This is a genomic window from Paenibacillus sp. N3/727, from assembly GCF_022637315.1.
Lineage (GTDB): Bacteria > Bacillota > Bacilli > Paenibacillales > Paenibacillaceae > Paenibacillus_AQ > Paenibacillus_AQ uliginis.
This window is the reverse complement of record NZ_CP093336.1, coordinates 4460206-4481666: the sequence shown is the minus strand read 5'-3', so window position 1 is coordinate 4481666 and position 21461 is coordinate 4460206. Positions and strand designations below refer to the sequence as shown.

Annotated in this window: 23 protein-coding genes; 22 read left to right on the top strand and 1 reads right to left on the bottom strand. The window is 44.7% G+C overall.

Annotated elements, in window-relative coordinates; all coding sequences use genetic code 11:
- The first annotated feature begins 71 nt into the window (after nt 1-71).
- The 9 genes from MNQ98_RS20690 (at nt 72) to MNQ98_RS20655 (ending at nt 5884) form a co-directional block, all read left to right on the top strand.
- On the top strand, nt 72-617 hold the full coding sequence (locus tag MNQ98_RS20690; RefSeq protein WP_241929929.1) for a nucleotidyltransferase family protein: 546 nt from the start codon (nt 72-74) through the stop codon (nt 615-617).
- A 60-nt stretch (nt 618-677) separates the two neighbouring features.
- Nucleotides 678-1334 carry a hypothetical protein gene (locus MNQ98_RS20685; RefSeq protein WP_241929928.1) on the top strand — a complete coding sequence of 219 codons (657 nt, stop codon included), beginning with the start codon at nt 678-680 and terminating at the stop codon, nt 1332-1334.
- The gene (locus MNQ98_RS20680) at nt 1327-1869 is read left to right on the top strand and encodes a GrpB family protein (RefSeq protein WP_241929927.1); all 543 of its coding nucleotides are present in this window, start codon (nt 1327-1329) and stop codon (nt 1867-1869) included. The genes MNQ98_RS20685 and MNQ98_RS20680 overlap by 8 nt, the downstream gene beginning before the upstream one ends.
- 209 nt (nt 1870-2078) lie before the next feature.
- Entirely contained in the window at nt 2079-2651 is a 573-nt protein-coding gene (locus MNQ98_RS20675; RefSeq protein ID WP_241929926.1) for a TetR/AcrR family transcriptional regulator, read from the top strand.
- Between the two features lie 231 nt (nt 2652-2882).
- Nucleotides 2883-3047 carry a hypothetical protein gene (locus tag MNQ98_RS29930; RefSeq protein WP_481856779.1) on the top strand — a complete coding sequence of 55 codons (165 nt, stop codon included), beginning with the start codon at nt 2883-2885 and terminating at the stop codon, nt 3045-3047.
- Between the two features lie 20 nt (nt 3048-3067).
- Entirely contained in the window at nt 3068-3523 is a 456-nt protein-coding gene (locus MNQ98_RS20670; RefSeq protein ID WP_241929925.1) for a VOC family protein, read from the top strand.
- Between the two features lie 19 nt (nt 3524-3542).
- Entirely contained in the window at nt 3543-4556 is a 1014-nt protein-coding gene (locus MNQ98_RS20665; protein ID WP_241929924.1) for a phosphotransferase, read from the top strand.
- Nucleotides 4531-5343, top strand: a complete 813-nt coding sequence (locus MNQ98_RS20660; RefSeq protein ID WP_241929923.1) for a class I SAM-dependent methyltransferase — start codon at nt 4531-4533, stop codon at nt 5341-5343. The genes MNQ98_RS20665 and MNQ98_RS20660 overlap by 26 nt, the downstream gene beginning before the upstream one ends.
- 76 nt (nt 5344-5419) lie before the next feature.
- Nucleotides 5420-5884, top strand: coding sequence for a double zinc ribbon domain-containing protein (locus MNQ98_RS20655; RefSeq protein ID WP_241929922.1), 465 nt, complete (start codon nt 5420-5422; stop codon nt 5882-5884).
- Nucleotides 5885-5978: 94 nt separating this feature from the next.
- Here MNQ98_RS20655 and clpP read toward each other — a convergent pair whose 3' ends face one another.
- Nucleotides 5979-6563: an ATP-dependent Clp endopeptidase proteolytic subunit ClpP gene (clpP, locus tag MNQ98_RS20650; RefSeq protein ID WP_241929921.1), complete on the bottom strand. Its 585-nt coding sequence runs from the start codon at nt 6561-6563 to the stop codon at nt 5979-5981.
- 172 nt (nt 6564-6735) lie between these two features.
- On the opposite strand from clpP, the gene MNQ98_RS20645 reads away from it, so the two are divergent.
- From MNQ98_RS20645 to MNQ98_RS20585, 13 genes are all read left to right on the top strand, one after another.
- On the top strand, nt 6736-7452 hold the full coding sequence (locus MNQ98_RS20645) for an RNA polymerase sigma factor (RefSeq protein WP_241929920.1): 717 nt from the start codon (nt 6736-6738) through the stop codon (nt 7450-7452).
- A gap of 223 nt (nt 7453-7675) precedes the next feature.
- On the top strand, nt 7676-8563 hold the full coding sequence (locus tag MNQ98_RS20640; protein WP_241929919.1) for a TIGR01777 family oxidoreductase: 888 nt from the start codon (nt 7676-7678) through the stop codon (nt 8561-8563).
- A gap of 127 nt (nt 8564-8690) precedes the next feature.
- Nucleotides 8691-9284, top strand: coding sequence for a CDP-diacylglycerol--glycerol-3-phosphate 3-phosphatidyltransferase (pgsA, locus tag MNQ98_RS20635; RefSeq protein WP_241929918.1), 594 nt, complete (start codon nt 8691-8693; stop codon nt 9282-9284).
- Nucleotides 9285-9430: 146 nt separating this feature from the next.
- On the top strand, nt 9431-9649 hold the full coding sequence (locus tag MNQ98_RS20630) for an STM3941 family protein (protein WP_347272224.1): 219 nt from the start codon (nt 9431-9433) through the stop codon (nt 9647-9649).
- Between the two features lie 33 nt (nt 9650-9682).
- The gene (locus tag MNQ98_RS20625; protein WP_241929916.1) at nt 9683-9838 is read left to right on the top strand and encodes a hypothetical protein; all 156 of its coding nucleotides are present in this window, start codon (nt 9683-9685) and stop codon (nt 9836-9838) included.
- Nucleotides 9839-10471: 633 nt separating this feature from the next.
- On the top strand, nt 10472-11905 hold the full coding sequence (locus MNQ98_RS20620) for an SWIM zinc finger family protein (protein WP_241929915.1): 1434 nt from the start codon (nt 10472-10474) through the stop codon (nt 11903-11905).
- A 25-nt stretch (nt 11906-11930) separates the two neighbouring features.
- The gene (locus MNQ98_RS20615) at nt 11931-13796 is read left to right on the top strand and encodes a HEAT repeat domain-containing protein (protein ID WP_241929914.1); all 1866 of its coding nucleotides are present in this window, start codon (nt 11931-11933) and stop codon (nt 13794-13796) included.
- A gap of 14 nt (nt 13797-13810) precedes the next feature.
- Complete coding sequence (locus MNQ98_RS20610) at nt 13811-14914, top strand: ATP-binding protein (RefSeq protein WP_241929913.1); 1104 nt, start codon at nt 13811-13813, stop codon at nt 14912-14914.
- Nucleotides 14911-17262 carry a DUF5682 family protein gene (locus MNQ98_RS20605; protein WP_241929912.1) on the top strand — a complete coding sequence of 784 codons (2352 nt, stop codon included), beginning with the start codon at nt 14911-14913 and terminating at the stop codon, nt 17260-17262. Before MNQ98_RS20610 ends, MNQ98_RS20605 begins: the two co-directional genes overlap by 4 nt.
- Before the next feature lie 2 nt (nt 17263-17264).
- Nucleotides 17265-18476 carry a VWA domain-containing protein gene (locus MNQ98_RS20600; RefSeq protein ID WP_241929911.1) on the top strand — a complete coding sequence of 404 codons (1212 nt, stop codon included), beginning with the start codon at nt 17265-17267 and terminating at the stop codon, nt 18474-18476.
- Between the two features lie 26 nt (nt 18477-18502).
- Entirely contained in the window at nt 18503-18736 is a 234-nt protein-coding gene (locus MNQ98_RS20595; protein WP_241929910.1) for a hypothetical protein, read from the top strand.
- Nucleotides 18733-18942 carry a GNAT family N-acetyltransferase gene (locus tag MNQ98_RS20590; protein WP_241929909.1) on the top strand — a complete coding sequence of 70 codons (210 nt, stop codon included), beginning with the start codon at nt 18733-18735 and terminating at the stop codon, nt 18940-18942. Before MNQ98_RS20595 ends, MNQ98_RS20590 begins: the two co-directional genes overlap by 4 nt.
- 163 nt (nt 18943-19105) lie before the next feature.
- Complete coding sequence (locus MNQ98_RS20585) at nt 19106-21403, top strand: helix-turn-helix domain-containing protein (RefSeq protein ID WP_241929908.1); 2298 nt, start codon at nt 19106-19108, stop codon at nt 21401-21403.
- Nucleotides 21404-21461 lie beyond the last annotated feature (58 nt).

Here is a 21461-nt window from a genome sequence, read left to right as displayed (position 1 = left end):
GATAATAGAGCTGGTTGTGACACGAATATTACCTAGGAAATATTTAATGTTTTTAGAAGGAGGAGTTTAATTTGAATTTAGAAGAAAAACTAATCGATATTTTGAAGACTAACGAAAATTTAATGAGAGATCTGGAATGGGTACGGCAATTGGGATTGCCGCATTGGTGTATAGCGGCCGGTTATGTACGAAATTTTGTTTGGGATTACCTTCATGGCTATACAGACCGAACCCCACTGAACGATGTAGATATTCTATACTTTGATCCAACTGATCTTCGAGAAGAGTCGGAAAAATATTATGATATCCAGCTAATAAATCAATACGATAAATATAACTGGTCTGTGAAGAATCAAGCCCGCATGCATACAAAAAACCAAGATGATCCATTTGTCTCTGTGGCAGATGCAATGAAGAGATGGCCAGAGACGGTAACTGCTGTTGGAATCCGTCTTGACGACGATATGAATATTGAAGTGATAGCGCCTCATGGACTGGAAGATTTGTTTCAGTTGATTGTTCGTAAAAGTCCATATTTTAAAGACGAAGCATATTTTAATTCCAGAGTAAGTACTAAGAAATGGTTAGATATATGGCCTCAATTAAGAATGGCTTAATTCAATTTACTGTTTACAGATCGAACTAACGGTGAAGAGAATAAGGAGGGGAGAGCGTTTTTGAAAAATATACGTCGTATAGTTTGGCCCGTGGTTATCATGGTCTTACTGCTAGGTCTACTTGGCTGCAGCAAAGATACCACGCCAGAAAATAATGTAGCATTTATTTCTGCCAATGAAAATTTGGAATACGAAAAAGTATACAAGGAATTGGGCTTAGGTGTTTTGTACGACTTTGATTTCAAGCTACCCTATGCGGATCAGAGCTGGGTTAATATTTGGGTCGAGGGTTATCAGAATGGTCAAAAAATGGATCCATTTCACTTAATCGAACTAAGCTACGGTAAAAGTCCACAACAGGTTGAAGAAGGCCATATGGGTTTTGGATTAATTAATCCTATTAGTGAGGCAGGTTCGATATTTATGTATTCACATAATGTGAAAGCACCACCTATTCGAATAGACAACCAGATCCTAAATAACTCAGCATCGTTTAACGTCTGGGATTATGCCATTGGAAGTGAAAAGGTTAGCCTGGAATCCGGAGAGACCAAATTGTTAGCGGTGTACCGGCAAGGAAAGAATAATACGATTGAAGGCTTTGATTATCAAGACAGCCAGGCAATGGATAAAATGATCAAGAAAGATGCCGTAGTGCTTTTATTAAAAGTAAAAGTAGTGAAAGAAGATGAAGCAGAGGGAGACAACGATGTCTGATCCCGTAATTGTAGTACCTTACGATAAGACTTGGAAAGATGAATTTCAGATGATTGGCGGACAAATAAGACAGGCTCTGGGTGAAATTGCAGTGCGAATTGATCATATAGGTTCAACCTCTGTTACAGGACTTGATGCGAAGCCCGTCATCGATATTCAAATATCCGTAGATTCATTGGAACCGATGGATTACAGGTTGGGGTTAGAGGCACTCGGTTACATCTATAGAGCTGACAATCCAGACCTAACGAAACGTTATTTTCGGGAGAGCGGCAGCATGAGAAGAACCCACATACATGTTCGTGAATCGGGCAGTTGGCCAGAGCAGTTCGCGCTTCTGTTTAGAGATTATTTACGTGAACATCTGGCTGATTGTAAGAGGTATGCAGACGTGAAATATCAATTGGCAGAGAAGTATCAATATGAGCGTGAACGATATGTGGAAGAGAAAGAGCCTGTCATTTGGGAGATTGCCAGGAAGGCACATTCGTGGAGTCAGCAGGTTGGCTGGAAACCAGGGAAGACAGATATATAATAGATTTTTCAAGAGTCCATTTTATAAAATTAATAAATAGCCTGTATGCTTACAACACTAAACATGGAGTAGAAAAAATAAAAGCGCGAAGTTGCTTTTTTAGTTGACATTAACTAATCATATTAGTTAAATTATTATTAGTATTAATATTTGGGTCCTGCCCTATTTATCAATAAATGAATGATTATTTTGAGGAGATGAAAGTACAGATGTCACGAGTGAAGCTGGATTTGCAGATCATATTACAAGCGGCCACAGAAATTGCGGATACAGAAGGCTTGGATGAGGTAACATTGGCCTCCCTCTCCAAGAAGTTGGGAATTCGTTCGCCTTCATTGTACAATCACGTGGATGGACTGCCTGGACTTCGTCATAAGCTTGCGATGCATGGAATGAAACGATTGAATGATGTGATGACACATGCAGCGGTAGGACGTGCGCAAGACGATGCCGTACATGCCATTGCTAAAGCTTACATAACGTTTGCTCGGGAGCATCCGGGATTATATGACGCTCTTGTTCGTACACCGGATTGGCAGCATGAAGAAACCCAAAAAATTGCAGTTCAGCCCGTAGAACTTCTCGTTCGTGTACTTGGCGCATACGGATTGGAGGGAGATGCAGCCATCCATACTGTTCGCGGATTGCATAGTCTCCTACACGGTTTTGCATCGTTGGAGCAAACCGGAAACTTCAATATTCCAATTGATCCCGATTGCAGTTTACAGCTGTTGATTGATTTTTTTCTTAAGGGTATCCGTACATATGGTGAGTCGAAATAAGCTTGGTCATCCGGGACTCCAACCGATTATGGCTTCTATTTGTACACGTTGAATCAATCATAATATTGGTGCGGTTAGAGTAAAAGCAGTCTGGAACTTTGTGTTCCAGGCTTTTTTATTTTGAACTTTAATCTATTAGATTTGCAGAAAACATAGGATGCATTAGCTTAATATGGAATTTAGGTTTCTATATAACGTATAATGAAAGCAGTTACATAATGAAGCGGAAACATTGATAACGCAGGTTCGGCCTATGATCAAATATACACATGGGTTAGTACATCAGAGTATGAACTTGCAGGAACTTATGGTTTTGAAATGTATATGAAAATTCACTCCGCTCATGAACGTAATGAAACCGAAATGAGACTGCATTTTCCAATTATTAAGAAATAATTTTTATGGGAGAGTGTACTATGAAAAATGAATTTTTATTCACTAGAGTTGGGTATGTGTATGTCCCTACATCCAATATTGATGCTTCCATTGAATGGTATACCAAACATCTTGAATTTCAGCTAATCGATAAATTTCAGGATCGGGGCTCATTTCTCGCGGTACTGCATCATCCCGGCAAATATTCGATTGCTTTATTGTTGATTGAAACCGAGGATCAGGAGAGATTGCAAATATCCAGAAACGGTCAACTTTTTCCGATTATGGCTATGAATTGCCCAGATATTGAACAAACGCACGAATTCCTTAAGACTAATGGGGTTGATGTGCAACCGTTGCAATCCCTCGGTGCTGGAGAAGCCATGTATTTTTATTTTAGAGACAATGAGGGGAACCTGCTGGAAGCAGCGTGGTCTATTTATGATCTAGAAGAAGAGATGAAAGAAGATTTTGTGAAGGAATCAGCGGAAAATTAACTAAGGATGTGTTCAGCATATGTATTTTCCAGTAACCTATTCAACGCTTTCTGATAAAGCGCTTGCACAATATTTAAGAACGCAGTACAGCATACAAAATTTATTGAAGACGAGTTACTACCTACGAGGAATGAATGACACCTACTTGGTAACCACCACATCCGATGAAAAATTCATCTTTAGAGTTTATCGTGGAGATTGGAGGAAAGAGTATTCGGAAATCGCTTTTGAATTGGAGCTATTACGTCATCTTAGTCAGAATAGGATTTCAGTCTCTTTACCTATAGCGGACATTCATGGGGAGTTTATTCAAGCCATTGACGCTCCGGAAGGTCGACGATTTGGTGTATTGTTCACCTTTGCAGAAGGAAGCGAAAGAGGAATAGATAATGAAGAAATCAGCAGTGCTTTTGGAAAAGCCGTTGCAAATATTCATTTACAAGGTGACAGTTTTAAAAGCGATTATGCCAGACCGCAGCTCAATTTGTATTATTTAATCAATCAATCACTTGATATCATTGAAGCTGGCATGGGGTATCGAAAAGATGATTTTGAATTTATTAAAGAGGTTGGGAAAGCGCTGGAGCAAGCCTTGCTGGATATCCCATTAAATCAATTAGATTGGGGGATATGCCATGGAGATCTGCACGGAAATACCAACGTCAGTTTCACCAAAGATTTAGTCATGACTCACTATGATTTTGATCTGTGCGGATATGGTTGGCGTGCATATGATATTGCAGAATTCCGTCTAGCAAGAGAGGTTCGATTGAGTCATGATCCCGATCAATTAGAGCGGTTATGGAGTGCTTTTATTGAAGGTTACCATTCGATTAGAGCTTTATCGGAAAATGACCTTCGGGCTGTGCCTATCTTTGTTGGTATCAGACAGCTATGGTTGATGGGACTATGTCTTAGTGATCCGCATATTACCGGCAGCATAGATTACGGTGATGAGTTCATTGATGAGAAGCTGGATTATTTTAAACAATTAAAGGAGCATTTATATGGATCATATCCTGAAATATTATAATCAATTCGATGAATGGGGCCGTCTGGATCGGGAGCCTATAGAGTTTCTTATAAATCTGCACTATATCACGAAGTATCTGCCGCTCCATGGTCATATATTGGATAACGGAGCCGGGCCGGGGAAATATGCTATGGAACTGGCGAAGCGAGGATATGATATGTCATTAACAGATCTGACACCCCGTTTGGTGGAAGTTGCTTATGAGAAAGCCAAGGATTTTGAATTACTTGATCAATTCAAAGCTTTTAAAGCGGCCGATGCCAGAAATCTTGACCTGTTTGAAGATGAGCAATTCGATGCTTCTTTAATGTTAGGGCCGTTGTATCATCTGCAAGAGAAGCAGGACCGGAATCAAGCAGTGAAGGAACTTTATCGGGTGACGAAGGGTGGCGGTGTTGTATTTGCGGCGTTTATGACCAGAACGAGACACTTAACGACTTCACTCTTATATCCTCAACACTGGAAGCCCAATGATAATATCCATGATATCTCCACATTTATGGAAACGGGCATTTTTAATCATAGCGATGAAGGAAGATTTACGGGAGCCTACTATTTTAATATTGATGAAATCCAGCCGTTTATGGAATCACATGGTTTTGAAAGTATTCAGTTGATTGCCTCTTCAAGCATTGCTGGCTCATTTCAGTCCGAGCAGTTCGATTATTGGCGTTCTCGTGGGGATGATGAGTTCAGAGAGGTTATGGAGGTTATATATAAGGAAGCGGGGAATCCGTATATTTTAGGGACGTCTTCACATTTACTTTATATTGGACGGAGGAAGTAGCGGAAAGAAGTTTGCTATGGTGTGGAAGGACTCAGTATTCCCTAAAGAGCAAGGTGAATGAAAAGGAGGTTCCCTCATGGCTGTTAAAGTCTGTCCCGGATGTGGCGAAGGCAATAAAGAAACCGCTCATGTGTGTGTTGTATGCAGCAGTTCGTTAAGAGACGTTGTCCCCCAGGGTACATTAAATTCAGATAAAAAATATAGTGGGTCTTTATCAAAATCATCGGTTTGCAGTCATTGTCATGAATCATTAGAGGAAGGTGCTTTGAAGTGCAAGTACTGTGGGACGTTGGTATCCCGAATTTCATCACCACAGCCGTATTATCAGTACGATGAGGATTTGACACCAACTCCCGACAATGTTGCGATGACACTGATTGTAATCTCTACCATTGTGATTCCGATCGTTGGACTTATTGTAGGGGGCGTTGTTTCTTTCAGTGATGACCGTGACAAGCAGGATACCGGCAAAATGCTGTTGATTCTTGGATTAGTGATGATTGTAGTCCAATTATTTTTGTTCTGGTGGATATTCGCATGAATCGGGAGAATAATGACCAATACACTAAGCCTGTTGACGAAGTGATCCATCTCGAGACAAAAAACCACCTTTCGGTGGCTTTTTTCAAATCAGGCTAGAGCGATGTTATTACCTTGTCAATGATGCCGTACTCCACAGCTTCATCTGCAGACATGAAGTAATCCCGGTCCATGTCTCTTTCTATCTTTTCTATGGGCTGTCCCGTCCGATCTGCTGTGATTTGGACAATTTTTTCACGGGTTTTAAGAATCCGTTTCGCACTGATGGCGATATCGCTTGCCTGACCTTGAACGCCCCCATGCGGTTGATGTATCATAATTTCACTGTTTGGGAGTGCGAAGCGTTTACTCTTGGCACCAGCGAGCAGCAGCATGGATCCCCACGAAGCAGCTAAGCCTGTGCATATGGTCTGAACCTGTGGCTTAATGTGCTGCATCGTATCAAAAATACCGAAACCGGCGCTAACCGAGCCCCCAGGACTGTTGATATACATGTGTATGTCTTTTTCCGGATCTTCGGCCGCGAGCAACAGAAGCTGAGCAATTACGCTGTTAGCGATTGCATCATTAATTTCAGAGCCTACAAATATAATCCGGTCTTTCAGAAGTCTTGAATAGATGTCATATGATCTTTCGCCTCGGCTACTTTGCTCAACAACATAAGGGATATAATTGGACATGGTATTACCTCCTGTGTTTAAGATATTTAACAACAGGTAAACGATTAGGTGATGCTAAAAGGTACGGAGTATGCACCAGAAAAAGTTTATAGGAATAGCGTAACGTAATGAATGCTTTGTTCGTTTACATATAAGATAATCTAAAGAACGGATAAGGAGCTGACTGTGAAAGATGACCAATCCATTAAATACATTGCATGAGCCGGAAGACAATAATCTGGAACAGTTGAACGCTCTTCTCAACAGGTACTGTCTCTCCCTTACTCAATCCGTGTGGGATTCCGAAGATCTCGTACAGGATACATGGTTAAAATCCCTGGAGAAGATAAAGGATCAGCAGCATAACAACCCTCAGGCTTTGCTCCTGCGAACAGCCAAGAATGCGTGGATTGATCAAATACGTCGAAGAAAAGTATTCGAACGGATACTGGATAAGGAACGGGAGCAGGCTAAGGAAGATGGGGATGCCGTAATGGATAGTAGTACCCTCAACATGGAAATGGCATTTCATTTTCTGATGAAACATTTGTCTCCTCTTCAGAGAACGGTATTGCTGATGCGAAGTGTATTAGGTTATTCTGTGGCGGAGACAGCCGAGAAACTTCAGTCGACAGAAGGGGCCGTTAAGGCTGCATATCATCGTGCACGAAAAGAACTTCAAGCTGTGGAGCATGATATTGAAGATGAAATAGTCGTACCTCAGGAAGAAGAAGCTAGGATTAGGCTAAACGCAATCGCTACGGCATATGTAAATGGAGAAGTAGACGAGGTATTGAGGCTTGTTCAGGGAGATCAAGAAGTTCTTATTGTAGTGGGTGCTTACTCGACTTCGGTTCAATCCCAGTTTGAATATCCATCCTATTACTTTGAAGCAAGAATGGTGGCGTAGAAGTTGTTTACAATTTATTGTGAATACTATGTGATAAGATACATTCAAGGCGTTTGAAGTTCAAGTACTGCAGCGCCTTTTTTGCATGTACGGAAGAATCAGTGTTATTTTTTTGAAGGAACTGGCAACTGTTGAATCGAATATCTATGACATAGAGCACACCATTTTCTGTATAGTCGTTACAGTTTTACCTAGTCTACTATAAGAGAAGTGAGCTGATCATATGCGAAAAAAAATAGTTCTTGCAGGCGGAACAGGGTTTATTGGTAAGTTTCTCGAAGACAAGTACCGTACACTTGGTTATGATGTCCATATCATTTCTAGGCAGGAACAGCATATTTCCTGGAATAATCATAAAGAGATTGTAGAAGCCATTAATTACTCCGATATGTTAATCAATCTTGCAGGTAAGTCCGTGGACTGTCGGTACAATGAAAAGAACAAGAAAGAAATACTGAGATCCAGAACGGAAACAACACGAATACTAGGAAAAGCGTTAAAAAAGTGTGGGAACCCTCCTAAACTTTGGATTAACTCAAGTACAGCTACGATATACAGGCATGCCGAGGATCGCCCCATGACCGAAGAGAGTGGGGAAATTGGAACGGGATTTTCGGTGGATGTAGCTAAGGAATGGGAGAAGGCATTTTTCTCTTTTCAGCTGCCACAGACAAGACAGGTTGCGCTGCGAATTGCTATCGTGCTTGGGCCAGGCGGCGGTGTGATGACCCCTTTCAAAAATCTCGTTCGATTTGGGCTCGGTGGAGTCCAAGGTCCGGGAAACCAAATGTTCAGCTGGATCCATATTGAAGATATATTTGGCACTATACAGTTCCTGCAGGAACGGAAAGAACTGAATGGCGTGTTTAACTGCTCATCCCCACATCCGGTTACGAACCGTGAGCTGATGGCTCAGCTGAGGGAAACGATGAATGTGAAAATTGGATTGCCTTCTCCTAAATGGCTGCTTGAAATGGGGGCGATCATGATTAAAACGGAAACCGAGCTCATTATGAAAAGCCGCTGGGTTATTCCTGAGCGGTTAGAGAGAGCTGGATACACTTTTAAACACAAGGATATCGGTCAAGCCCTTGCTCATATTCTATTATGAAATCGATGAAGCGCTGCAAATGGTAACATGGAAAAATTTCAGGGAGCGGATCGAGTATTGTCTGAATCATAAAGATCCTTTCTATATTGAGTTTAATAAGTAGTTCAAGGAAGGAGAGAAATAGGTCATGAACTTAGCCAACAAGATCACAATATCCAGAATTTTGCTCATACCGTTTTTCATGTTATTTTTTGTTCAGTATCCAAGCTGGTTGACAGACCGTCTATCTTTCTTCCAGTTTGTCAATCAAAATGGCGTGTATATCGCTGCTGTGTTATTTGTTGTGGCCTCTGCTACAGATAAATTGGATGGGTATATAGCCAGAAAATACAATCAAATTACGAACCTTGGCAAGCTGCTCGACCCCTTAGCTGATAAACTTTTGATCTCTGTGGCACTTGTCATGATGGTCCAGCAAGAGTTGATTTCAACTTGGGTTGCTGTCGTTATTATTGGCCGGGAATTTGTTATCACAGGACTAAGGATGGTTGCGGCTGCCCAGAAAATCGCTCTTTCGGCTGATCAGTATGGTAAATTTAAAATGGTTCTTCAGGTCATGGGTATAACTGCCGTATTGTTGGGTAACGTTCCATTTAGCTTCTTCACGACCATTCCAATCGATTATGTGATTATGATGCTGGCAGTTGTGATGACGATCTATTCAGGCTTCAACTATATTGTAAGAAACTATAAAGAGCTTAAATTGATAGGTGATCAATAATCGTTATTATATGACGACAACAACAACTGGATGATATGTGAGGCGCCTTCCTTGATCATTAACGATGAAGGAATAACGGATCAGTCCTCATACATTCAAGCAGGTTAATCAAATGGGAAGAGATCAAAAACATTGAACTTTACAGCATGATGAACCAGAGAATGATCGGAATTAAGTTGTATCATCCGGAAAAGTTTATGTTACAACAAACCGGCTTTAAGAAGCTGTTGATGCGTGCGAATCAAGGATTGGTAGATACTCCAATCAATATCGCCGAATCGGGTCTGCCAATGAGCATAGATAAATTGTATTTGATCGTTCTAAAGAAATGGAAATTGTCTCAAAAAGAAAGAGAAGCTCAATAAGCATTTTTACGCACAGAAAGTGAGGACGTGTTGATGGAGTTTTTTGTGTTTGTTATTTTGCTGATCGGGCTATTCGGGATTATTGGTAATCAATATTCTGGGCTGAGAAGAATGGAGAAGCTGCAAAAGACGCTGGATGAGGTTAATACAAGCATTAAAGCGATGAACGATCAGAGAAACAAACCATAACGATACAGTGATTTAGACCATAATGATCCAAAACGATAACGAAAACCGATATGCCGAAGGAGTAACATCATGGGAACTTTAACGATCACGCGCTTTAATGGCGTTGAGAAATTCAGATTATCTGAGTCTAAAGCGTACTGTACATATAAACATGAAGAGGATGGCAGCAAACTTTCCTTGGTTGATGGATAATAGCGGATCTCCTGTCCGCGTCCACTCCCCAAAAGCCAAACATGGAGAAATAGTGGAACGTCTGTCCTCAAGCATCCGCAAAGATAGTGTGTTATCGTGGCGGTAAGTGATTGACCTTCAACATATAATGTTACACGCAGCCTGAATAGGGTTGCGTTTTTTTATTAGGCAGGAGTTTTGTGGGGAAGAGCGATTTAATGAAATCGGCCATATATCGTATTACCAAACATCGTATAAAGTGGGAGCCAAGACCCCTGTAATGCACATTTATGTTCCATTATTGACCATTAAAAGAAATGGAATCCTAAAAAATAAGAATGAGTGTTCTTAAATAGGTCTAAAGCAGGGTACGGAGATTACCAGAGATTAGGTATGATTTAAGGTAAAGGATATTATTATTATTTATGTTCCAGTAGCGATTTGATGTAGGAGGGTATGAGTTTGGTTGAAATTACAGAGACATGGATCGATTCGCTTGCACCGAATAGTGCAGCCATTAAGAATGGGCAGGGCCTTGTTAAAAAGGGGCGGTTCTTGCAGCTGAATCACTCAGAGGATAAAGTCGTACTGTTCGGTACATGTGCGGGCAGCGGTAGCTCTTATTACCAACCGTCCGCTGATTTTGCGATACCTGAGAAACCGGTCATGCGCTGTACATGTCCTAGCAGACAGCTTCCCTGCAAGCATGTGCTTGGGCTGCTATATGCTTATGCAGATGGTGCAGCGTTTTCGTCTGGTGTGGTGCCGGAAGATCTGGCGGCGAAGCGGGAGAAGGCCGAGAAACGGGAAGAGCGGAAGATCAAGGAAGCTGCAGAAGGGGTAGCACCCAAGCCCAAGAAGGTTAATAAATCCGCACTTAAAAAGAAAATCACTACTCAATTGGAGGGCTTGGACGTACTGGAGAAGCTGATCCACTCACTGATCCGGAACGGGCTTGGCACCATGGATAAAAAAGAATTGAAGCTGATTCAAGATCATGTAAAGCAAATGGGCAATTATTATTTGTCAGGCGCTCAGAATGAGTTGCGCCGTCTGTCGCTGCTGTTGTTGGATTCTGAGGATCAAGAGAAGGCCTATACCTATGCTGCCGAGCAGCTTGCGGTCATGAACGCTTTTATTAAAAAAGGGCGACTCTATTTAACCGCGAAGCTGGAAGATCCGGAGATGGCGCTTGATCATGAATCGACGATCGAAGAGTGGCTGGGGCACGCGTGGCAGCTGACCGAGCTGCAAAACTTTGGACTGGTTAGTGAGCAGGTGGAACTGATCCAGCTTTCTTTTCTCAGTTATGCGGATGATGCGCGGCAGGAGTATGTGGACATTGGATACTGGATTCAGAAGGACAGTGGAGAAATCCACCGCACGATCCAGTACCGTCCTTATAAGGCTGCGAAGCTAATGCGTGAGGATGACAGCTTCTTCGAAGCAGCTCATATTTCTGTGTTATACCGCTATCCGGGAGACATGAACCGGCGGGTACGCTTTGAAGAGATGAACTCTAAACCAGTGACAACACAGGATTTGGAGTGGATTAAGGCCTTCTCAGCCAATTCGTATACAGAAGCTGTTAAAAAGGTGAAGAATCAGCTGAAAAATCCACTAAGTGATAAAAATCCGGTTATGCTGCTACAAGTTTCCCGGGTCTGCCAAAACACAGAAGGTCAGTATGCCATTACTGATGGATCCGGTCAGTCGATTGGATTGGGAGATGTGTACTTAGAGCCTACGGTACCTCTGCTGCGATATCTTCCGGAGGAGAAATTGAGCGGGGTCTCTATGCTTGTTATGTTTGAGCATTGCCTTGTTACAGGCCGCCTGTTGGCACAACCGCTAACCATAATCACGGAGAAGGAAATGATCCGGCTGCTGTACTAGAGCAGTTAACGAAAGGGGAACGACAATGAGTACAGCATTACTACAGGAGCTTAACCAGGAGGTTAGGCGTTTATATATTGCAGGAAGCGAACTGGCTGTCGGCGATTTCCGACTGAAGCGGTTGCTGCCGCAGTTCCAACAGTTGGGAGAACGAGCTCCTGTGTTCAAAAGATTAGGTGAAGGCATTAGCGCGCTGATTGAACCTGCATCCGGCAAGGATTCTCGCTCCGCACAGCTTCTTCAGGATTTGAACTTACTGCTCAGTTCGGTCTTGCATACGCAGGGAACAACGAACCTGGAAGGCGAGCTTACGCCTGTTAACAGCCATCCTATTTCGCTGTCATCACATTTGTCATATCGTAAGCTTTCCGCTGTCCAAGTGGCTCTAACAACAAAAGGCGGCGGGCGATATGAGATTATTGTTGATGCTTGGAAGGAAGGTCTATTTCAGGATCTCCGCTTGGTTCACTTAGCAATTGAGGCGCTGAATGATCCCTATGTAGAAATAGCAGAGCTCGTTGGTAATCATATTTTGCCGTCGTATGGCCCCGAGATTGTCCCTTTCCTCGTTGAGAGCTTTGATCCGAAGGGTGGAAAGTCGGAATCCCGCAAGTTGCAGGTCATAGCGAAGACAGGCGGCAAGGATGTGCTTGATCTGATCTATCAAGCCACCGAAACGGGAACGGATGATGTGCGTTCTACGGCTATCAAGCTGCTAGCAGGCTATGAGGAGTATGAATCCGATCTGATTGAATGGAGCCGGAATAAGAAGAAAGTGATCCGTGAAGCCGCATATGATGCGCTTGCTGAGAACGGTTCAGATACGTCTGTGGAGAGGTTGTATGAAGCTTCCTTAGGAAAAGACAAAGAGTTGGTGAATCCAGTACTGGCCAAATGCAATTCCGCCCTGTTAACAGATTGGCTTGTCCGTGATTTATCTGCTGAGCTTCAATCTGTTTCTGAAGTGAAAGATGATAAACAGAAGATTGAGGAGATCTGGTCTAGGGTGAGGTTACTTCTATGGGCAATGGGTGATAAACAGAGTCCACAGCTGGAAGAGTTGTACCGGGATGTGCTCAACCAATATTCCTTTTATATGACGTCTTTGGGTTGGGGTCATCTTGTGAATCAAGCGGTCATTTACATGGGCCGGATCGATACGGAGGAAGCCAGGGAACTGCTTCGTGACAATGCGGAGCATGATTTGAAGTATTTCAAACGCAGTGATTCCTATGTTAATAAAGTGTTCAGTAAAGCCCATCGTGTGCTCTCGCCTGAACGCTTATTTGAACAGTATGAGGAAGTCCTGGTTCAAGGCTTTGCATCCTCTACACTAAGCAAAGTGGCCAAAGAGCGAAAAAAATTGCTGGGCACCATTGGGGATTTGGTTATTCATCGGGAATACAGAGCTTATGAGGATATCGTGTCTTTTGCGGACAAAGGAAGCTACACCTATTATGTTGAGATGCTGTCGCAGGAGCAGATGGAAATGAGCTGGGATCATAGATGGTTGGAACTTTTTATTGAGCAGGATGAGTTCACGCTTGTAAGCGCGTTTGCCCGACAAGGACATAAGGCTGCGGAAGTGTATTTGCTGGAAAAGCTGAAGAACTCTCCCGAATTCCGCAACCGGTTCGCCAATCTGATAATCATGGGGTTGGTTCGTTCGGGAATGAAGGACGAAAATTTATATGAAGCTTTGATCACAGCCATGGAGGATGAGCGTAACAAGGATTGTTATGAGATTGAACCCTTTATATTTCAGCAGCTATGTCGTCTACCATCCAGCTATTATGATCGCGTCCAAGCGATATTACCTAACTTTAAGGCTAATGCAGAAGATCAGCTTCAATATGTACTACGGAATATGAAAGGCTTAGTAAGAACATAAAAGGAGTGGAATACATGGCAGCAGGTCAAGAGCAATTACAGGATATCATGCGTCAACCCGCGGAAATATTGTTTCGTCATGAATTGGAGGCGCTTCGTAAAGAGGACACCGGCAAAATCCCGGCAGGGTGGCAAATGTCACCTCAGTCTGTACTTAAATTCATTGTTGGCGGGAAAGCAGGAAAGACAGATATCACCCCTAAATATATTGGTAACAAACGTTTGATTGAGATGGCGATTGCGACACTGGTAACCGATCGAGCGCTATTGTTAATAGGAGAACCGGGAACCGCCAAATCATGGTTGTCAGAAAATTTGTCGGCAGCTATCTATGGGAATTCGGGTCTGGTCGTACAGGGAACAGCCGGAACCAGTGAGGAGCATGTCCGGTATTCTTGGAACTATGCGATGCTTCTCGCGCAGGGGCCGACACCTGAAGCACTGGTCCAAAGCCCAATCATGCGGGCTATGGAAGCAGGAGGAATTGCCCGTTTCGAGGAGATTTCCCGTTGTGCATCAGAGGTACAGGATGCTCTCATTTCAATTTTGTCCGAAAAGACGATATCAGTGCCCGAGCTTGGCAAAGAAATGAATGCCCGAAAAGGCTTCTCCATTATTGCCACCGCGAACACAAGAGATCGGGGAGTTAACGAGATGTCGACGGCACTTAAACGGCGCTTCAACATTATCGTTCTGCCAGCTCCTGCGGATCTGAATACGGAGATTGAAATCGTGAAAAAGCGTGTGTCTGAGATTGCTGGCTCTTATGACTTGCAGGCTGCTGCTCCTGCAGATGAAGCACTGCTCAAGGTCGTTACGATATTCCGGGAGCTGCGCAGCGGTATGACTTTGGATAAAAAAGAGAAAGTGAAGTCTCCAGCAGGAGTTATTTCAACGGCGGAAGCCATTTCACTGCTGACGAACAGCATGGCGCTGGCGGCCAGTTTTGGCAGCGGTGAGCTGACAGATGAAGATTTAGCAGCGGGACTTCAGGGCGCGATTGTTAAGGATGACGATAAGGACCGGCTGGTGTGGAAGGAATATCTCGATAATGTTATGAAGAAACGCGGGGCGCAGTGGCGGGGCCTGTATAACGCTTGCAAGGAGATAAACCAGTGAATGCTGCTGGCGTACATATTTTTGGAGTTCGGCATTTGTCTCCCGCCGGTGCTAAACATTTATTAGATTTTCTGGACGATATCCGCCCAACGGCCGTGCTCATTGAAGGACCGTCTGATGCGACATCGGAAATCCGTCATCTGACCAACATGACGACCAGACCTCCCATAGCCATTTTAGCATTTACTGAAGACTTACCTGTAAGGACTGTTCTGTGGCCTTTTGCGGTGTACTCTCCGGAGTATCAGGCAATGAAGTGGGCACAGAAACAGGGTGCTTATACCGCATTTATTGATTTGCCGTCATCGTCGGCGGTATGTCTGCAGGATCTGCGTTCAATCGTAGTGAGAGATACCCCTGATGGGGGAGAAAATGAGGGAACATCTGCAGAGTCAGTTACAGCAGAACCCATAGATGAAAGTCAGCCTGCGGAGAATTCGATATACTGTCAGATCGCTGAACTGGCCGGAGAATACGATTACGATATGTATTGGGAACGCAGCTATGAGCACAACCTGAATACCGGCGCTTATCAACAATCCATACTCGCTTTTTCGAAGCAAATGCGGGAGCTGTCGGAGGAGAAGGAACGGCGTGAAGATACATTGGAATATGCCTACAATGCCATCAGAGAGTCCTATATGCGTCGGCAAATTGTTGAAGTGATCGAAGCAGGGCATAAACCGGAACAAATTGTGGTCGTGTGCGGGGCATACCATGCTTCTGCCCTTACGGATCTGTCTGACCGGATGGACGATGAGGAATTGAAAAACCTGCCTTCCCGCGGAACAAAGCTGACGCTTATGCCTTATTCCTACTACAAGCTCTCATCTCTCTCAGGTTATGGTGCCGGAAATATAGCTCCTCAGTATTTTGAGATGATGTGGAATCGGATGGTTCAAGGATCGCTTGCGGAATTACCGCATCATTATTTGTCTATGGTTGCGGGTTCGATGAGAAAGAATGGAACGCATCGCTCAACAGCGGAAGTTATTGAAGCGGTTCGGCTCGCGGAGTCCCTCGCGGCTCTGCATGGAGGCAGTGCACCGACACTTCGTGACCTGCGGGATGCGGCCCAGACTTTGCTTGGACGCGGGGAACTTGCGGTCGTAGCTGAAGAGCTTGCAAGGACAGATATAGGTACATCTATTGGGGAGCTTGCTGAAGGCGTCAGTCAAACACCGATACAGGATGACCTGAACCGCCAACTTAAGAGATTGAAGCTGGAGAAATATAAGTCGGTTGTAGCCAATGATCTGATACTGGACTTGCGCGAGAACCGGAGGGTAAAGTCGGAAGAGTCGGCCTATCTTGATCTGAACCGCTCTTTTCTGTTTCAACGATTGAAACTGCTCGGGATTGATTTTGTAAGTGCCAGACCGAGCGGGCAAGAGCAGGCTGCATGGGCGGAACATTGGGTTGTAAAGTGGACGCCAGAGGTTGAGATTCAGATTGTGGAGTCGACGCTGCTCGGGGAGACGGTAGAAGTCGCTTCAGCTTATGTGCTTCAGCAGAGGCTGACGGACTGCAGTTCGATTGAGGAAGCCTCATCTCTGATCCGTATAGCTTATGAATGCGGGATGATACACCAGATGGAAGAAGGACGTCAGACCCTGCAGAGACTTGCTGTGGACAGTCGGGATGTGATGGGGATCGCCGCAGCATCCAAAGAACTGTCCATTCTTATCCGCTATGGCGGCATCAGGCGGATGGATACGCAGCCGCTTGTACCACTGCTGCAACAGTTGTTTATGCGCGCTTGCTTATTTTTGCTGGATGGAAGTCAGTGCAGTGATGAAGTGTCGGGTTCGATGATTACCGCCTTAAATGAGCTGAATAGTGTGGCTATGGAACATACGGAGCAGGTGGACGAAGGGCTGTGGCTGCAGGAGCTGCAGCACTTGTCGGAGCGGGATGACCGAAATCCACGTCTATCAGGATATGCCTGCGCTATTTTGATGGAGCGAAATGCGATTTCGGCTCAGCAATGTGCGGAGGAAGTGTCGCGAAGATTGTCTCCCGGCATTCCGGCAGATCTTGGAGCAGGATGGTTCGAGGGTATGTCGATGCGCAATCGGTACGGGCTTCTATCTCGGCTCAGCCTGTGGGAGCAGCTGAATGAGTATATTTTATCTCTCGAGGATGATGAATTCACACGTGCGCTTGTTTTTTTGCGTCGGGCCTTCAGTACGTTCTCTCCGAAGGAGAAAACGATGATTGCCGAGCTGCTGGGTGAATTATGGGGTGTGAATTCAGAGCAGGCTGCCGAAATTCTGACCGGCGACTTGAAGGAGGAAGAAGTAAAGATGATTGACGATTTGAATGATTTTGATTTTGAGGATTTTTGACGATGAGTACGATGTCAGATCCCACAATGATATCACGATGGCGACTCATACTCGGCCAGTCGGCGGAAACACAGTTAGCGGGCTATAGCTCTGAAGGAAATATACAACTGTCGGAGGAAGAGTTGATTATGGACCGGGCGCTGGCAGCCATTTATGATAATACGGATAGCGCAGCGGAAGCCAGAGGCGCGTCCTCTGGTCAGAGAGGAGCGGGACAAGGGAAATCAGCCCCCCGCCTCGCTCAGTGGTTAGGGGACGTTCGATCATTTTTCCCGGAGGATGTCGTATCTATCATTCAGAATGATGCTATGGAGCGGAAGGGATGGAAGCAGCTGTTGTTTGAACCGGAGGTTCTGGCCACGGTCAAGCCGGACATTCAATTGGTTGGCACGCTGTTGTCACTGAAAGGCAAAATTCCCGAGAAGACGAAGGATACGGCTCGTTTGCTTGTAAAGGCAGTCGTGGATGAACTGGTCGAGCGGATGCAGGAAGATATCCGCCGAGCGGTTACCGGCGCGTTGAACCGTAGGCAGCATACACCCCTTCCTTCGCTTAGCGGCATAGACTGGAAGCGGACGATTCAGCGGAATCTGAAAAATTATGATTCTGACCGTAGACAGATCGTGCCGGAGAGATTTTACTATTTCGACCGGGCAAAGCGCAGCAAAGAGTGGACCGTCATTGTGGATATCGATCAGAGCGGATCGATGGCGGAATCCGTCATCTGGGCTTCGGTTATCGGCTCCATATTTGCAAGTATTCCGTCGCTGGACACCCGTGTGGTTGTATTTGATACGGAAGTCGTCGACTTGACTGAGCAGTGTGCCAATGATCCGGTGGATATGCTGTTCGGAATTCAGCTCGGCGGCGGTACGGATATTCATAAATCAGTAGCTTATTGTGAGCAGTTTATTGAAGAACCGAAGAAGACACTGTTTATTATCATCTCGGATTTGTACGAGGGCGGCAATCAGGCAGGTCTGATCCGGCGTATGCGTGAATTGCGGGAATCGGGAGTCAAAACGATGTGCCTGCTCGCGTTGTCCGATGAAGGCAAGCCATTCTACGATGAGGGGGTCGCTAAATCATTGTCTCGTGATGGTACGCCGTGTTTCGCATGCACCCCTGCGCTGCTCCCGCAGCTGGTGGAAGGAGCGCTTAAAGGGCAGGACCTGGCTGAGCTCGCGAAGCGGCTCGGCACGAAGGGAATTTAAATTGGTATGCTAAGGGGCCAATGAAGATGATCAATTTGAAGTTAATTACGGATGAGAATAAAGAGGAATGCCTGCTTCTAAGGCCGCAGAAATTTCAAGAGAGATTTGTAGCTTCCAATGCAAACTCTTTAAAGAAAGCGGAGCAAGAGCCTACCTCTAGACCCTACGGTATTTATGCCGAGAATGTCATGGTTGGTTTTGCTTTATTTGATGAAGAGCCTTATCCTGACGACGGCTATTTCTGGATCTGCGATTTATGATCGATGAGAGATACCAGCGGAAAGGGTACGGAAGAGCGGCACTTGGAGAAATTCTACGCAAAATGAAGTGCCATCCTACATGCACCAAGATTCGAATATCTCACGTGCCCGACAATTCTGTGGTGAATCATCTGTATAAACAATTTGGATTTGTGGAGACCGGAGAAGAGATTGACGGAGAGACCGTGTTGGATCTCATGGTCTGAACAAACGAATCAAACTAAGTCTGAAAAGGATCTGCCCAAGGACTTTATATCCTGGGGCTAGATCCTTTTTATTTTCGTTAAAACAGACCTCGCTTGCTACTGACGGAGCTCAATAACTTTGTTATATTGAGAATACCGCTAGCTCTGAGAAGGAGGAAAATCAGTGAAAGATACGTCCGGCAAACAAGCATCATTACTTATCCGTTTTTTTATTCCTTATGCGCTAATTCTGTTCAGCGCGCTGCTTGTCGGCTGGTTCGCCTATAATAAGACCTCCGACCTTGTCGAGAGCGAGACGATGAAGAGCAGCACCGCCGTATTAGGCCAAATCCGGGAAGCGCTCGACCGGCGTCTTGCCGAAATCGAGACGATTGCGCGGCAGATGTCCAGTGAACCGAAGGTACAATCTTTTCAATTCGTTAAAGACCCTTTCGGAGGCAAGAATCCATACAGTTTATGGGACTTGGAGAAAAGCCTGTTTGACTACCGTATGTTCAATCATTTTATTGTGGATTACTATGTTGCTTTCAAAAACAATGGGATGTTTATCTCCCCGCGAAAAGTATATACGATGAAGCAGTTTTATGACCTGCAGCTTCATTATGACGGTCTTACGCAGGAAGAGTGGCGGAGCCGGTTGTTTGACACCTATCACTATAAAACCTATATGCCGGGTACCCCGGTCGTATATGAAGGGAAACATTATTCCGTTGTGAGCTTTATGCAATCTTTTGGGCTTAAAGGCAGCGGTGGGGTAATCACGGTTCTCATCAACAATGAGCAGATTCAAGAGATGCTTCGAAACATCGATTCTGAACAGGGAGGATTCGCCTATATTGCTGATCAGAACGGAAACTTAATCAGCCACATCGGATTGGACGAAGATTCGATTAATTTGAAAGCGCTTCCCACAAAAGGGGGCTTCTCCCAGCTGACATGGAACGGTCAGGAAATGCTTGTGACTGAGACCACGTCTGCTTATAACGGATGGACGTATGTATCCGCACAGCCGAAAGCGGTTGTACTCGAAAAAGCGTATTACATTAAAGAGCTTACGTTAACCGTATTTCTGCTTGCGCTTATTTTGGGCCTCATGATCGCAGCCTATTTTGCTTACCGGAGCAGTCGCCCGTTTCTCAAGCTGTTGCAAATGCTTCCAGTTTCCCGCACGGAGGACAATCCTTATATGCTTCGTAACACGGTGGATTATATCCGCAGCTCGGTATCTGATCTGATTGAAAGGCATGATGCTCTGAAAGGACGGCTTGATGAGCAGCTTCCACAAATGCGGAGTGTCTTTTTCGATCGGCTTCTTAAGGGAGGATATACCTCCATGCGGGATGTAGAGGCAGCTTTGGAGCATTCTCGGATCGATCTTCGTAGTTCGCAGTATGCTGTCGTTATTTTGCGCCTCCGTGGCTACCATGCTCCTTATAATGAAGAAATATTGACAGAGATGGATATCGTGAAGCTGGGTATCCGTGACCGGATTGAGGAGTCTTTACATCACTGTGTCATCGTGCATGATTTAGGAGAGAACTTGTTGGCGCTAATGCTGCATGATACAGAAATCAACTCGGATGATTTTATGATTAAGATGAGGTCACTGCTGAGAGAAATTTATGAAGATCTTACAGGAGAAACGGGTGCTGGACTTTATTTGGCTGCTGGCGGCGTACAGACCCGGCTGACGGAGTTGTACCGGTCTTTCAGTGAAGCCAAATTTGTTCTGCAGCATGCCAGATGGCATGAGAGTGATCCGATTCTTTACCATAAGGATGTAGAACTAACGGTTCCTAGCTATTTTTATCCTTCAGATGTGGAGTTACGATTGATTCAGCTTGTGAAATCGGGCAACAAAGCGGAAACAGAACAGCATCTTCAACAAATTCAGGAGAAAAATGCGGGGGATCGGCAGCTACCATTGGTCGTGGAAAGGTTGTTTGCTCATGAATTATGCGGCACATTGATAAAGTGCTGTGAACAAGCTGCGGGTGCGGACATCGCCGAAGAAGCGGAAACGGTTTTAAAAGCTGCGGATCCGGCTATTCCTCCTGTTGAGGCCATTGAAATGTTATCTTCTTCGCTGCTGAGTCTGTGCAGTAAGAACGAAGAGCGGAAAAAAAGCCATAATGATGATTTAACAAACCGTCTGATTGCTTATATCGATGTGCATTATCCGGAGAGTGAGTTAAGTTTGACCGTATTGGCACGTGAAGCGCGTACCTCAGAGGCGTACGTGTCGTATTTCTTCAAGGAACAAACAGGACTTAATTTCTCTGATTATTTAGAGAACATTCGCATGCGAGAGGCTAAGCGGCTCTTATTAGAGAGCGGTAAGCCGGTCAGTGAAATCGCGGCTGCTGTCGGCTATTTATCGCTGAATACGTTCAGCAGGGCGTTCAAGCGTGCCAATGGCATGAGCGCCACGGAATATAGGCGAAATCATGAGGCTGGATAAGGTGTTTTCTAAAGAAAAGTTAAGTTCATGAATGCTGAATAATGGAGATTCTAAAGAA